Genomic DNA, 14644 nt, shown 5'->3' with positions numbered 1-14644 from the left:
AAAATGAAGATGGTTTGTGTACGGTATGTAAACTGATACGCTGTTATTTACTTTGCCTATAGATTGGGTTGTTAGCGTATAAAAGACACATCTATGCGTAACCGACGAGATATGAAATAATTGAATAAGATTAAGTTGAATAATGAGGACGTATGTCTGAACAGAAGAGAAAGGGAATATATCTACTTCCTAACCTATTAACTACAGCGGGGCTATTTTCAGGCTTCTTCGCGGTAGTATCTTCCATGAACGGTCGTTTTGAAGCAGCAGCGGTAGCAATATTTGTCGCGATGATTTTCGATGGACTCGACGGTCGTGTTGCACGCATGACAAACACGCAAAGCGATTTCGGTGCAGAGTATGACTCAATGGCCGACATGGTATCGTTTGGCGTAGCACCTGCATTGGTGGCATATAACTGGGGGCTAACCGAACTTGGTAAACTTGGGTGGTTAGCTGCATTCGTCTATGTTGCTGGCGCTGCATTAAGGCTTGCCCGATTTAACACACAAGTAGGGATTGCTGATAAGCGTTTCTTTCAAGGACTTGCGAGCCCAGCTGCTGCTGCAGTTGTCGCTGGTCTAGTATGGGTTGGTGTTGAGTATGAAGCTGTCGGTACTGATTATGGCTTTGTTGTTGCCGCTGTAACAGGATTAGCGGGTCTTTTGATGGTGAGTAACTTTAAGTACAACTCTTTTAAAGAAGTGAATTGGCACGGTAAGGTTCCATTCGTTGCATTGTTACTAGTACTACTTATATTCGTAGTGGTAGCAACCGAACCTGCCCTTGTGTTATTCCTAGTGTTTGCACTATATGCACTTGCAGGACCTATAAATACATTTCGCACGGTCGATAAGGTGACTCTACACGATGTGGTAGGGGACCATGAAGAAGATGCAGACTTCAAAGCTACTAATGTTGAAGGCTGCGAAAACCAAACAGAAGAGAAGAAATAACGCAAATTCGCCGCGTTATTAATCGAATAGTTTAAAAAGCGACCGAACGGTCGCTTTTTTTATATTTATTTAAAAAAGGGTGTTGACGATAAAGAAAGAATGCGTAAAATTCGCGCCTCCTCAACAGGGAACAGCGAACAGCTACCAACTGATGAGGATGTCAAAAACCTAGTTTAAAAATAAATAAACAAAAGTTGTTGACAAAAAAAAGATGCGCTGTAAGATACGCATCCGCTTCGAAAGAGGCTGCTAGCGGCAAAGAGTAACATCAAGCTGCTAAGCAAGGAAACAAATCAACTGAGAGTAATGTTGGTCCTCCTTGCGCAGAAGTCATCTGCGATGATTCTGCACGACGTTCTTTAAAAATTTAGACAAGACAATCTGTGTGGGCACTCGTTAAGAGTGTCACAACGACGATTCATATTTCGATATATTTAATTGAAGAGTTTGATCATGGCTCAGATTGAACGCTGGCGGCAGGCCTAACACATGCAAGTCGAACGGTAACAGGATGTGCTTGCACATCGCTGACGAGTGGCGGACGGGTGAGTAATGCTTGGGAACTTGCCTTTGCGAGGGGGATAACAGTTGGAAACGACTGCTAATACCGCATAATGTCTTCGGACCAAACGGGGCTTCGGCTCCGGCGCAAAGAGAGGCCCAAGTGAGATTAGCTAGTTGGTGAGGTAAAGGCTCACCAAGGCGACGATCTCTAGCTGTTCTGAGAGGAAGATCAGCCACACTGGGACTGAGACACGGCCCAGACTCCTACGGGAGGCAGCAGTGGGGAATATTGCACAATGGGGGAAACCCTGATGCAGCCATGCCGCGTGTGTGAAGAAGGCCTTCGGGTTGTAAAGCACTTTCAGTTGTGAGGAAAAGTTAGTAGTTAATACCTGCTAGCCGTGACGTTAACAACAGAAGAAGCACCGGCTAACTCCGTGCCAGCAGCCGCGGTAATACGGAGGGTGCGAGCGTTAATCGGAATTACTGGGCGTAAAGCGCACGCAGGCGGTTTGTTAAGCTAGATGTGAAAGCCCCGGGCTCAACCTGGGATGGTCATTTAGAACTGGCAGACTAGAGTCTTGGAGAGGGGAGTGGAATTCCAGGTGTAGCGGTGAAATGCGTAGATATCTGGAGGAACATCAGTGGCGAAGGCGACTCCCTGGCCAAAGACTGACGCTCATGTGCGAAAGTGTGGGTAGCGAACAGGATTAGATACCCTGGTAGTCCACACCGTAAACGCTGTCTACTAGCTGTGTGTGATTTTAAATCGTGCGTAGCGAAGCTAACGCGCTAAGTAGACCGCCTGGGGAGTACGGCCGCAAGGTTAAAACTCAAATGAATTGACGGGGGCCCGCACAAGCGGTGGAGCATGTGGTTTAATTCGATGCAACGCGAAGAACCTTACCTACACTTGACATGCAGAGAACTTTCTAGAGATAGATTGGTGCCTTCGGGAACTCTGACACAGGTGCTGCATGGCTGTCGTCAGCTCGTGTCGTGAGATGTTGGGTTAAGTCCCGCAACGAGCGCAACCCTTGTCCTTAGTTGCCAGCATTAAGTTGGGCACTCTAAGGAGACTGCCGGTGACAAACCGGAGGAAGGTGGGGACGACGTCAAGTCATCATGGCCCTTACGTGTAGGGCTACACACGTGCTACAATGGCATTTACAGAGGGAAGCGAGACAGTGATGTGGAGCGGACCCCTTAAAGAATGTCGTAGTCCGGATTGGAGTCTGCAACTCGACTCCATGAAGTCGGAATCGCTAGTAATCGCAGGTCAGAATACTGCGGTGAATACGTTCCCGGGCCTTGTACACACCGCCCGTCACACCATGGGAGTGGGATGCAAAAGAAGTAGTTAGTCTAACCTTCGGGAGGACGATTACCACTTTGTGTTTCATGACTGGGGTGAAGTCGTAACAAGGTAACCCTAGGGGAACCTGGGGTTGGATCACCTCCTTACCATTACGTCGATAGACGCCTTGATGCAGTGCCTACACAGATAGTCTTGTTTAAAATGAAGAACGACACAAGTTTATGGGGCTATAGCTCAGCTGGGAGAGCGCCTGATTTGCATTCAGGAGGTCAGCAGTTCGATCCTGCTTAGCTCCACCATCTACTTGAAAATCTGAGCTTGAAAGCTTCAGGTTGTAGACTGAAGGCTTGTAGCTCAGCTGGTTAGAGCGCACCCCTGATAAGGGTGAGGTCGGCAGTTCAAGTCTGCCCAAGCCTACCATTTTCTCCTTATACGGCGTTATCGAATCGCTCACGTGCTACTAGCACGCTAAGCAATCCGATGCCTTGTCTAAGAAGAAAATAGATGGCAGAAAATGTGTCAAAACGGAATTTAAATCCTAATGAATATTTACTGTTTCAGTAAGCATTGATTAGGGTTTTTTACTCTAAAGTGAAATGATTCGTCATTTTGCGAATGTTCTTTAACAATTTGGAAAGCTGATATTAATAGTAATCAATCAAAATTGAGTAACTGAGAAATCGAAAGATGACTTTTTACTCTACTTGACTGAATTGCTTGTTATCAATCGATGATTTGATAGCAAGGCAATTCTTCCGATTAGCTTGTCATTCATGCGACATAACTCAGGCAGAAGTCAAAAGGCTGTTTGGGGTTGTATGGTTAAGTGACGAAGCGTATACGGTGGATGCCTTGGCAGTTAGAGGCGATGAAGGACGTGTAAGTCTGCGAAAAGCTGTGGTGAGCCGACAAAATGCATTTGAGCCACAGATGTCCGAATGGGGAAACCCACCTATTTATAGGTATCGTTACATGAATACATAGTGTAACGAGGCGAACGAGGGGAACTGAAACATCTAAGTACCCTTAGGAAAAGAAATCAACCGAGATTCCCCTAGTAGCGGCGAGCGAACGGGGAGCAGCCCTTAAGCTGTTTAGAATTTAGTGGAATCCTTTGGGAAGAGGAGCGATACAGGGTGATAGCCCCGTACACGACGGATTCTTTACAGTGAAATCGAGTAGGTCGGGACACGTGTTATCTTGACTGAATATGGGGGGACCATCCTCCAAGGCTAAATACTCCTAACTGACCGATAGTGAACCAGTACCGTGAGGGAAAGGCGAAAAGAACCCCTGTGAGGGGAGTGAAATAGAACCTGAAACCGTATACGTACAAGCAGTGGGAGCCCTTCGGGGTGACTGCGTACCTTTTGTATAATGGGTCAGCGACTTATATTTAGTAGCAAGGTTAAGTGAATAACGGAGCCGTAGCGAAAGCGAGTGTTAACTGCGCGTTTAGTTGCTAGGTATAGACCCGAAACCCGGTGATCTAGCCATGGGCAGGTTGAAGGTTGAGTAACATCAACTGGAGGACCGAACCCACTAACGTTGAAAAGTTAGGGGATGACCTGTGGCTGGGGGTGAAAGGCCAATCAAACCGGGAGATAGCTGGTTCTCCCCGAAATCTATTTAGGTAGAGCCTCGGACGAATTCCATTGGGGGTAGAGCACTGTTAAGGCTAGGGGGTCATCCCGACTTACCAACCCTTTGCAAACTCCGAATACCAATGAGAACTATCCGGGAGACACACGGCGGGTGCTAACGTCCGTCGTGGAGAGGGAAACAACCCAGACCGCCAGCTAAGGTCCCAAAATATTGCTAAGTGGGAAACGATGTGGGAAGGCATAGACAGCTAGGAGGTTGGCTTAGAAGCAGCCACCCTTTAAAGAAAGCGTAATAGCTCACTAGTCGAGTCGGCCTGCGCGGAAGATGTAACGGGGCTAAGCAATATACCGAAGCTGCGGCAGCATGTTTACATGCTGGGTAGGGGAGCGTTGTGTAAGTGGATGAAGGTGAGTTGTAAAGCTTGCTGGACATATCACAAGTGCGAATGCTGACATGAGTAACGATAATGGGAGTGAAAAACTCCCACGCCGGAAGACCAAGGTTTCCTGTCCCATGCTAATCAGGGCAGGGTAAGTCGGCCCCTAAGGCGAGGCAGAAATGCGTAGTCGATGGGAAACGGGTTAATATTCCCGTACTTATATAATCAGTGATGGAGGGACGGAGAAGGCTAGGCAAGCTTGGCGTTGGTTGTCCAAGTGAAAGCGAGTAGGCCGAGAACTTAGGTAAATCCGGGTTCTTAAAGCTGAGACGCGAGACGAGCTACTACGGTAGTGAAGTTGTTGATGCCCTGCTTCCAGGAAAAGCTTCTAAACTTATGATTATGTGAACCGTACCCCAAACCGACACAGGTGGTCAGGTAGAGAATACTAAGGCGCTTGAGAGAACTCGGGTGAAGGAACTCGGCAAAATTGTACCGTAACTTCGGGAGAAGGTACGCCCCTGTTTGTGAACGCCTTGCGCGGTAAGCAGATGGGGGCCGCAGTGACCAGGTGGCTGGGACTGTTTATTAAAAACACAGCACTCTGCAAACTCGTAAGAGGACGTATAGGGTGTGACACCTGCCCGGTGCCGGAAGGTTAATTGATGGGGTTAGCGTATGCGAAGCTCTTGATCGAAGCCCCGGTAAACGGCGGCCGTAACTATAACGGTCCTAAGGTAGCGAAATTCCTTGTCGGGTAAGTTCCGACCTGCACGAATGGTGTAACCATGGCCACGCTGTCTCCACCCGAGACTCAGTGAAATTGAAATCGCAGTGAAGATGCTGTGTACCCGCACCTAGACGGAAAGACCCCGTGAACCTTTACTACAGCTTGGCACTGAACATTGAACCTACATGTGTAGGATAGGTGGGAGGCTTTGAAGCACAGTCGCTAGATTGTGTGGAGCCGTCCTTGAAATACCACCCTTGTATGTTTGATGTTCTAACATTGGCCCCTTATCGGGGTTGTGGACAGTGTCTGGTGGGTAGTTTGACTGGGGCGGTCTCCTCCCAAATAGTAACGGAGGAGCACGAAGGTTAGCTAATCACGGTCGGACATCGTGAGGTTAGTGCAATGGCATAAGCTAGCTTAACTGCGAGACAGACACGTCGAGCAGGTACGAAAGTAGGTCATAGTGATCCGGTGGTTCTGTATGGAAGGGCCATCGCTCAACGGATAAAAGGTACTCCGGGGATAACAGGCTGATACCGCCCAAGAGTTCATATCGACGGCGGTGTTTGGCACCTCGATGTCGGCTCATCACATCCTGGGGCTGAAGTCGGTCCCAAGGGTATGGCTGTTCGCCATTTAAAGTGGTACGCGAGCTGGGTTTAGAACGTCGTGAGACAGTTCGGTCCCTATCTGGTGTGGGCGTTGGATGATTGATGGGAGCTGCTCCTAGTACGAGAGGACCGGAGTGGACGAACCGCTGGTGTTCGGGTTGTCATGCCAATGGCATTGCCCGGTAGCTATGTTCGGAACGGATAACCGCTGAAAGCATCTAAGCGGGAAGCCGGCCCAAAGATGAGTCATCCCTGAACTTTAAGTTCTGGAAGGGTTGTTATAGACGATGACGTTGATAGGCAGGGTGTGGAAGCGTTGTAAGGCGTTAAGCTAACCTGTACTAATTGCCCGAGAGGCTTAACCATACAACGCCCAAGAAGCTTTAGGCTTTTGAGTGTTGTAGACAAGCTAAGCTCTGAAAAATGAGCAGAAAGTAGAGTGAAAAGTAGTTACTCACTGATTGAATTGATATCCAGTTTTCTAGATTGTTACCAGTTTTTCCTGGCAGCCATAGCGATACGGTACCACCTGACTCCATTCCGAACTCAGAAGTGAAACGTATTAGCGCCGATGGTAGTGTGGGGCTTCCCCATGTGAGAGTAGGACACTGCCAGGTCCCAATTCCGAAAAGCCCTTGTCTAACGACAAGGGCTTTTTTTGTATCTGTTTTAAAAGTATCTTAACTTCATACCAAATTAATTTACTGTTACTTTTTTGTATTGACGCTCAGTTGAAATAAATACGTAAAGTTATTAATACCTACTTATAAGCGTTAGTTACTTGCTCATCTATCTTTTATTCGCTAGCTTTTATATAAAGGGAGCAACGATAATAAATGCTTCAATTTTGAGACAGTGCCTTTCAATGTATTTAAATTGTAGTATGACTGTTGTCTTGTTGCTTCTCGCAAGTTTTGTAGAAGCGCAAGAGACAAGCATACCGTTAGAAAATAATAATACCATCGTACTAGGGGTTGTTGAGTTCCCTCCGTTGGTTATTAAAGATCCCGTAGGTTTTGGTTGCCATGGTGAAGCCGTAACGATTTCTAGAACAATACTCGAGTTAGTTGGGTATAAAGTAGAAGTCGAATGTCCGCCTCCCGCTCGTCTTTTTGAGCGAATTCGAAAGGGTAAAGTAGACATAACAGTCAATGTAAAAGGCACAAAAGCATTAGACAATAATGTGACATTTGTTGAAAAGCCGTTTAGTTACTTATCGCTAGTGTTAATGACAAATACAGGCGCGGGCGGTGATAAGACTGTTGCTGCAATAAGAGGTTATGACTATGTCGGCTTGAGACAGGAACTTGTAGATAGCAACTATACGTTTTTTGATATGCCAAACAGCACTGATGCCATTCAACTATTCCAGTTTGGTCGCACTACCCATCTGTTGACTTATGAAGCACCTTATCTTTATCACATTGAACGTGTGCCAGATAATATAAGTGATTTAGCAGTATCAATGCGTCGAGATATTCCCACTTTCTTTGCTATTTCTAATAAGAGCAAAAGAAAAACTGAATTGCTGGAAAAGCTGACACGGCTGTTTAAACTTTCAGAAAGTGGAACAGTGATAGAGCAAATGCAAACTATGAATGAGTAGGTAAACCGCTACTTTAAGTAGTTTAAGCCAGGCGACAAAATGAAACATAATTAGCATTATGTCGCTTAAAAATTCAATTAAATTCAGTGTGATAGTGGTAGCTTGAAAAAAAGTTAATAAATTATGAAATTTCGTCGCGTGTGGGAAGGTCTTCTTAAATACACGTGCTTACCGTACGTCAAACATGACTAAAATTATTGAGGGTAGATCAATGAAACAAATTAAAAAATCTTCTGTAGCTACAGCACTTGGTGCAGTTGTAATTGGCTCTTTGGCGTCTACGGTTGCTGTTGCTGAAGTGAATCCATTTGGAATGCAGTCACTAGAATCAGGCTACAGCCAATTCGCGGCGGAAGGCAAATGTGGTGAAGGCAAGTGTGGCGGCGATAAGTCTGCGAAAGAAGGTAAATGTGGCGAAGGCAAATGCGGCGGCGACAAGAAAGCTCACGAAGGTAAGTGTGGTGAAGGCAAATGCGGCGGCGACAAAAAAGCAAAAGAAGGTAAGTGCGGCGAAGGTAAATGTGGCGGCGACAAGAAAGCCAAAGAAGGCAAATGTGGCGAAGGTAAGTGCGGCGGCGACAAGAAAGCTAAAGAAGGTAAGTGTGGCGAAGGTAAGTGCGGCGGCGACAAAAAAGCTAAAGAAGGTAAATGTGGCGAAGGTAAGTGCGGAAGCATGTAACCAAGGGCTCATTTAGCGAGATAATGTCAATTACAGAAGTGTGATTCAAACTATTATCTTGTAAATGCTTTGCTAAAATGGCCGTCATTCGATGGCCATTTTTGTTTTGAATGGTAATGAAGTAGTGGGGAAATTATGAATGCTATCAAAGGTGCTGGTTTAGGCTTTAGACGAGAAATGCTAGACGAGCTTTTACCGTCTTTGCCAAACGAAGTCGATTTTTGGGAGGTTGCCCCTGAAAATTGGATACCTTTGGGGGGCCGTTATCAACAACAGTTTGAACAAGCCTCAAAACAAGCCCCTTTCACTACACATGGTTTATCGCTTTCTATCGGAAGTAGCGACAAATTAGACGTTGAATTTGTCAAAAGCGTAAAACGCTTCTTAGATACTCACAATATCGACTTGTACAGTGAGCATTTAAGCTATTGCTCTGGCAATGGTCATATGTATGACCTTATGCCAATCCCGTTTACTGAGGAAGCCGTGCATCATGTGGTCTCTCGAATAAAGCAAGTTCAAGATATTATTGAGCGCCCGCTGGTGCTAGAAAACGTGTCGTATTACATGGCACCAGGTCAACAACTGACAGAGCTGGAGTTCACCAATGCGGTGATAAAAGAGTCTGGCTGTCTAATGCTACTTGATGTAAACAACGTTTACGTAAATAGCATCAACCACAAGTACGATGCTCATCGCTTTATCGAAGGGCTTCCTACTAACAAAATAGTGTATGGTCACATCGCAGGGCACTACGACGAAGCCGAAGACCTAAAAGTCGACACACACGGCGCAGACGTTATTGAGCCCGTGTGGAAGTTGCTTGAGCACGCCTATGCAACACACGGTGTTTTTCCTACATTACTTGAGCGTGATTTCAATATTCCATCTATCGACGTACTCTTGTCTGAGGTGCGTCGTATTAAGCAAATTCAAGAGCAGTTTGATAATGTTGATGTCACTGCGCTAAACGGGAGCGTGGCGTGAATAAATCGTTCCAATCTGTACAGTCAGAATTTGTAAATGCAATTAAAGACCCCTCATCCTATCAGCGGCGCAGTGATGAAGAGTCGCGAAGAATGGAAATTTATCAGTCGCTATTTTTCAACAACATCGACAACTTTGTGAGCACTGCCTTTCCCGTACTTAAATCCATAGTTATTAAGCTTTATGGAGAAAAAGGGTGGGAGTCATTGGTGAGACAGTTCTTTATAGAACACGAGTGTCGTTCACCTTATTTTGCTGAAATTAGTAAAGAGTTTGTTGAGTATTTATCTTGCTCGCCTGAACTGGCGATAGCGTTGCCGATATTCAGTGCTGAGCTGGCGCACTATGAATGGCTAGAATTAGATGTCAGCATTCGTTCGAATGATGATACGGCCAATTTTTATGAAGAGGGTCAGAATGTAGGTAAGCTAAAAGTGTCGCCCTATGCCTCATTAGCAGGCTATTCCTATGCAGTTCATTTGATTGGCGATGACTATATGCCTGAAGATACCGCGCCAGAGCAGCAGTTTTATGTTGTTTATCGCGATGCTCAGTGCGATGTCCAATTTGCCAACATTAACCCGGTTACTGCAATACTGCTTAATACACTGGAACAACAAGAAAGTGGTGCGACGTTTGATGAGCTCAGTGAGTTATTACAAGACCAGCTTCCTCAAATACCAAAGGATGCTTTGGTGTCTGGAATGCATCACACCATATCCGAAATGCTGCAAAAAGGCATCATAATGCCTGCCACTGTCGATTAACTATACGCCATTTATTCGCGTTATATTAAACTTTAGCCATGATCTGTATCGAAAGTGAGCGATCAACCACATTAGCGCTGTCAATCGCGCTTGCTTTCGATTAACATTTAGCACCATTTTTTTGTTCATAAAATTGTTTAGGTAGTGCAAATGGCTGACAATTCAGATTTCAAAGAAGTCTATAATAAGTGGTACTTTCTAGCATCGCTCGTAACTCTAATCGCGTTTCCGTTGATGCATATCATCGCCGGCTGGTTTACCTTCTGGTTATAACGCAGACATTCAAGGCAATATTGTGACTGCAGAATATATTAAATCAGTAGTAAAAACCGTACCTGACTATCCAAAGCCGGGTATTTTATTTAGAGATGTAACCAGCGTTTTGGAAGATCACAAAGCGTTCAGTAGCTGTATCTCATTGCTTGTTGAAAAGTATCAAGGCATGGGCTTCACTAAAATTGCGGGCACAGAAGCGCGTGGTTTTCTTTTCGGTGCGCCGTTGGCTATCGAAATGGGCATTGGCTTCGTTCCTGTAAGAAAGCCGAACAAGCTTCCACGTGAAGTGGTTAGTGAAAGCTATGAGCTTGAGTATGGCACCGATACATTGGAAATTCACAAAGACGCTATTGTACCGGGCGATAAAGTACTTCTTATCGATGACTTGCTAGCAACTGGCGGCACTATAGCGGCCTCTGCAAAGCTTATCCGCTCTCTTGGTGGTGAAGTGAATCACGCAGGCTTTGTCATTAACCTTCCGGATTTGGGCGGGTGTGAGAAACTTTCTGCGCTAGACATCGAAAGTTATTCAATTTGCGAGTTTGAAGGCGAATAAACGCCTCAGATACTGCTCATAAAACACATAAGGCCAAAAACGTAATAATGAGTTATCAGGTATTAGCAAGGAAGTGGCGCCCAGGAAAGTTCAGCGAACTTGTAGGGCAAGAGCATGTAGTGTCAGCCATTTCGAATGCTTTAGATAACGATCGCTTGCATCACGCTTACCTATTTACAGGTACTCGCGGTGTAGGGAAAACCACTATTGCGCGTATCTTTTCAAAGAGCCTTAATTGTGAAGAAGGTCAAGGTGCAAACCCTTGTGGTCAATGTAATACCTGTAAAGAGATAGAGCAGGGCAATTATGTTGATTTGCTCGAGATTGACGCAGCATCAAGAACGAAGGTAGAAGATACACGAGAGCTTCTTGATAATGTGCAATACAAGCCCACACGGGGCAGATACAAAGTGTACCTCATCGATGAGGTGCACATGTTATCAAAGCACAGTTTCAATGCGTTGTTAAAAACGCTTGAGGAGCCACCACCGCACGTCAAATTTTTGCTGGCGACTACCGATCCGCAAAAGTTACCGATAACGATTTTATCGCGCTGCTTACAGTTTAATCTGAAAGCGATGTCGCGTGAGCAGATCGTAGGGCAGTTGTCTCATATCCTTGAACACGAACAGCTTCCGTTTGAACCTCAAGCACTTGCTTTGTTGGCACGAGCTGCACAAGGCAGTATGCGCGATGCATTAAGTTTGACAGACCAAGCTATTGCCCAAGGTGGTAATCAAGTCGTCGCATCAATTGTGACAGACATGCTTGGCCTGATGGATAAAAACCAGCTGTTAAAAGTCATTCATGCCGTGGTGAGCAAAAGCCCGGCAGACGTGCTGCAACTGGTCAACGACATTGCTGAGCAAGCGCCTGATTATGACAATGTACATGGTGAGCTTGCGAGTCTTTTGCATCAAATTGCCCTTACACAGTGGGTTCCAGAAGCGTGCAAACTAGAGACGACGTCTGCAAAAGCGATTTATCAACTCGCTAAAACAATACCAGCAGAGCAGGTTCAACTGCTCTATCAAATTGCACTACAAGGCAGAAAAGACTTGCCGTTTGCTGCAGACGGTAAAAGTGCTTTTGAAATGACGTTAATGCGTATGATGACGTTTGCGCCATCTGAACCACTCGCTGACACGGCTTCGGATATAGTGTCTGGAAACAGCAACGTTACATTGCCGATTAGTGGCAATGCCAATGCGAATCAGAGTAGTTCAACGATATCGCCGCCAGACCCAAGTGGTGGCCCGGGAAACGTCAGTAAGCAGGAGGATACGCATGCTAGCGAAACTTCTGCAACTTCAATAAAGACGCAAGACGTTATTGACGACAGCCATGTTGTTTCTGATGAGACAGAAACCCCGGTAAATCCCCAGCCAGATGAAGAGTCTGAGAATGACGCATTAGAGACACCGTTGCCACAAGCCATGGTTTCTGAACAGGCCACATCAAACCAAGTATTGTCAGAACACGCTGAGCATGACCAAGTTTTGGCCGAACAATCTACATCTGATAATACTACTTCAGGTACGTTTGTCTCAGATGTCGTTTTTGATGGACCACCTTTAGATGCATACATGGATGATATGCCAGCGTCGTCAGATGATGACGCTGATTATGGCATCGACAATATCGATTTACCTGTCCATTCTGAAGCGAAAGTACCTGAAGAACACAATTCATCAGCTAGCACAAATGCGCTTTCGGCAGAAGAACAATTGACTTCAACGGCTGACATGCTGGCGCTTCGTCAAAAGCTTAAACAGCGCAAGGCAGAAGACTCAGAAAGCAAAGCAACTGACGGTGGGGCTAACTCGGGGCTGGCAAGCGCAGACGAGATTCAGGCTCGATTTGTAAAAACTGCGACACCTTCTTCACTAGATAATGAACTCAGCGAGTCCAACGAGGTTAGCGAACCCAGCGCTGATGAGGTTGCCGAGACCAGCGTTGCTGGTGATTCGACAGCACAGGATGCTGTGCAGGTTACTAACGATGCAACTACAACTGCCGATACTGTAGTGAAAAATGCTTTCCCTAGTGCGGAACAACAAAACGCTGAGCAGCATGAAGTTAGCAATGAAACGTCAAACGACGATTTTTCATTTGACGAGTTCGACTCTGACGCGCCTTACGCGAATGAGCCCAGTGCTTCAGCGCCTTTTGAAAATGAAGCCCATGCACCGCCCTTTGAAGATGAATCGATTGAAGTAATCGAGCCACCCAAATTACAAAGGGGCGATACCGCTTCTGCTGTTGATCATGACTTGCCTCCTTGGGAAAGCCAACACAGCTCGGCAGGACATTCAGATTCTAGCAATGAGCTCCCTCCTCATTGGGAAAATGATCTACCCGTCGAAAGTACTACGCCTCAAGTGTATGACAATACTATGCAAGGCCATGGAGAGGAACAAACAGAATCATCTGATGCTGACTTTGCTCGCGATGCATTTGATTTTGATACACCACTTGCCACAACGTATAACGGGAGTCTTAAAGCCTACCTCAATGATGGGAACAAGCTTACTCACGCCAGTCAAATTGATAGCTGGAGCCAGTTGGTAGAGCAAATGCCTGTTGCTGGTTTACTTAAGCAGCTAGTATTGCATGCGTCTTTTACTAGAAATGGGAACACGGTATCCCTTGAAATTGATCATAGTCAGTCGCATCTATTAAACGACAGTACAAAACAACAGCTAATAGATGCAATGCATCATGGGTTGGGTGAAAATGTAAATGTGGATATCACGTTGGGCGAACCATCGACGACACCATTTGCATTACAACAGGAAATACATGCCATGCGTCATGCGCATGCGTATACGGTAGTAAATACCGACGATACAATTCAAGCACTGCTATCGACCTTCGATGCCTCAGTATTAACCGACACGGTTAAAGCAAGATAGTAGATTTATTAACACCAAAACGAAGCGAGATAAGAATATGTTTAAAGGTGGAATGGGCAATATAATGAAGCAGGCGCAGCAAATGCAAGAGCGCATGCAAAAAGTACAAGACGACCTAGCAAAACTAGAAGTAACTGGTGAAGCAGGCGCAGGTATGGTTAAAGTTACCATGACGTGTAACCACAATGTGCGTCGCGTAGATATTGATGAGTCGTTGATGGATGACGATAAAGAAATGGTTGAAGACTTAGTTGCTGCGGCATTTAACGATGCGGTACGTCGAGTACAAGAAACCAGTAAGGAAAAAATGGGTGACGTAACTGGCGGAATGCCACTACCTCCTGGTTTCAAAATGCCGTTTTAAAAAGAATTCTGCAATGTTGCCTTTTTTCACTACAAAGGGCGACGATGTACAAGACACTTTTTATCTAAAAAGACGCTGGCTATTACCAGCGTTTTTTTGTTTCTTAATGTCCAATTTCTCGTTTCACTCTCAGTTCTAGTTTGTTGAGGAATTCGAAAACTTGGTAACTGGCCTCTTCCATTTCACTTAGGTACGTAATCAGTTCACTACCGTTATCTGCCTCGTGAGCTTCTATAGCAGCGAGACCTGATTGGTGAACATGGGCATGTGGCGTTCAAGATCTTTAAATTCAGGGTAATGGGCGTATTGTGCTTGTCCGTCGCCTTGGTAATACCACTTGCCTATAAAAAAAGCCCAGACTGGCTGAGCTTTAGTTAGTTGCGAGTAG

Annotated in this window: 8 protein-coding genes, 2 tRNA genes and 3 rRNA genes; all 13 read left to right on the top strand. The window is 45.7% G+C overall.

The genetic code is table 11. The annotated features are described in order from the left end of the window. The first annotated feature begins 152 nt into the window (after positions 1 to 152). The 13 genes from pssA (at position 153) to JN178_RS13115 (ending at position 14256) form a co-directional block, all read left to right on the top strand. On the top strand, positions 153 to 956 hold the full coding sequence (gene pssA, locus JN178_RS13175; protein ID WP_202261958.1) for a CDP-diacylglycerol--serine O-phosphatidyltransferase: 804 nt from the start codon (positions 153 to 155) through the stop codon (positions 954 to 956). A 435-nt stretch (positions 957 to 1391) separates the two neighbouring features. Continuing rightward, positions 1392 to 2924 (top strand): 16S ribosomal RNA (locus JN178_RS13170). A 77-nt stretch (positions 2925 to 3001) separates the two neighbouring features. Further along, positions 3002 to 3077: transfer RNA gene (locus JN178_RS13165), tRNA-Ala, on the top strand. Positions 3078 to 3121: 44 nt separating this feature from the next. Further along, a tRNA-Ile gene (locus tag JN178_RS13160) sits at positions 3122 to 3198 on the top strand. A gap of 400 nt (positions 3199 to 3598) precedes the next feature. Next, a 23S ribosomal RNA gene (locus JN178_RS13155) occupies positions 3599 to 6472 on the top strand. A 135-nt stretch (positions 6473 to 6607) separates the two neighbouring features. Further along, positions 6608 to 6723 (top strand): 5S ribosomal RNA (gene rrf / locus JN178_RS13150). The 16S, 23S and 5S rRNA genes sit together here with 2 tRNA genes alongside, the layout of an rRNA operon. Before the next feature lie 266 nt (positions 6724 to 6989). After that, complete coding sequence (locus JN178_RS13145; RefSeq protein ID WP_202261957.1) at positions 6990 to 7712, top strand: substrate-binding periplasmic protein; 723 nt, start codon at positions 6990 to 6992, stop codon at positions 7710 to 7712. Between the two features lie 211 nt (positions 7713 to 7923). Then, complete coding sequence (locus JN178_RS13140) at positions 7924 to 8391, top strand: HvfA family oxazolone/thioamide-modified RiPP metallophore (protein WP_202261956.1); 468 nt, start codon at positions 7924 to 7926, stop codon at positions 8389 to 8391. Positions 8392 to 8526: 135 nt separating this feature from the next. Further along, positions 8527 to 9378 (top strand): HvfB family MNIO-type RiPP peptide maturase, encoded by an 852-nt coding sequence (locus tag JN178_RS13135; protein ID WP_202261955.1) that lies wholly within the window; start codon positions 8527 to 8529, stop codon positions 9376 to 9378. Then, a complete protein-coding gene (locus JN178_RS13130) occupies positions 9375 to 10145 on the top strand; it encodes an HvfC family RiPP maturation protein (RefSeq protein WP_202261954.1) in 771 nt (256 codons plus the stop codon). The genes JN178_RS13135 and JN178_RS13130 overlap by 4 nt, the downstream gene beginning before the upstream one ends. A 295-nt stretch (positions 10146 to 10440) precedes the next feature. Further along, positions 10441 to 10977: an adenine phosphoribosyltransferase gene (apt, locus tag JN178_RS13125; protein ID WP_159626351.1), complete on the top strand. Its 537-nt coding sequence runs from the start codon at positions 10441 to 10443 to the stop codon at positions 10975 to 10977. Between the two features lie 47 nt (positions 10978 to 11024). Continuing rightward, positions 11025 to 13892, top strand: coding sequence for a DNA polymerase III subunit gamma/tau (dnaX, locus tag JN178_RS13120; protein WP_202261953.1), 2868 nt, complete (start codon positions 11025 to 11027; stop codon positions 13890 to 13892). A gap of 37 nt (positions 13893 to 13929) precedes the next feature. After that, positions 13930 to 14256: a YbaB/EbfC family nucleoid-associated protein gene (locus tag JN178_RS13115; protein WP_159626347.1), complete on the top strand. Its 327-nt coding sequence runs from the start codon at positions 13930 to 13932 to the stop codon at positions 14254 to 14256. Positions 14257 to 14644 lie beyond the last annotated feature (388 nt).

Source organism: Alteromonas sp. KC3 (genome assembly GCF_016756315.1).
GTDB lineage: Bacteria > Pseudomonadota > Gammaproteobacteria > Enterobacterales > Alteromonadaceae > Alteromonas.
This window is presented reverse-complemented; position numbering and strand designations above follow the sequence as displayed.

Excerpts from the sequence above, each read along its gene's own strand:
- pssA (WP_202261958.1), top strand. The coding sequence starts at position 153 with ATGTCTGAACAGAAGAGAAAGGGAATATATCTACTTCCTAACCTATTA.
- JN178_RS13145 (WP_202261957.1), top strand. The coding sequence starts at position 6,990 with ATGACTGTTGTCTTGTTGCTTCTCGCAAGTTTTGTAGAAGCGCAAGAG.
- JN178_RS13140 (WP_202261956.1), top strand. The coding sequence starts at position 7,924 with ATGAAACAAATTAAAAAATCTTCTGTAGCTACAGCACTTGGTGCAGTT.
- JN178_RS13135 (WP_202261955.1), top strand. The coding sequence starts at position 8,527 with ATGAATGCTATCAAAGGTGCTGGTTTAGGCTTTAGACGAGAAATGCTA.
- dnaX (WP_202261953.1), top strand. The coding sequence starts at position 11,025 with ATGAGTTATCAGGTATTAGCAAGGAAGTGGCGCCCAGGAAAGTTCAGC.
- JN178_RS13115 (WP_159626347.1), top strand. The coding sequence starts at position 13,930 with ATGTTTAAAGGTGGAATGGGCAATATAATGAAGCAGGCGCAGCAAATG.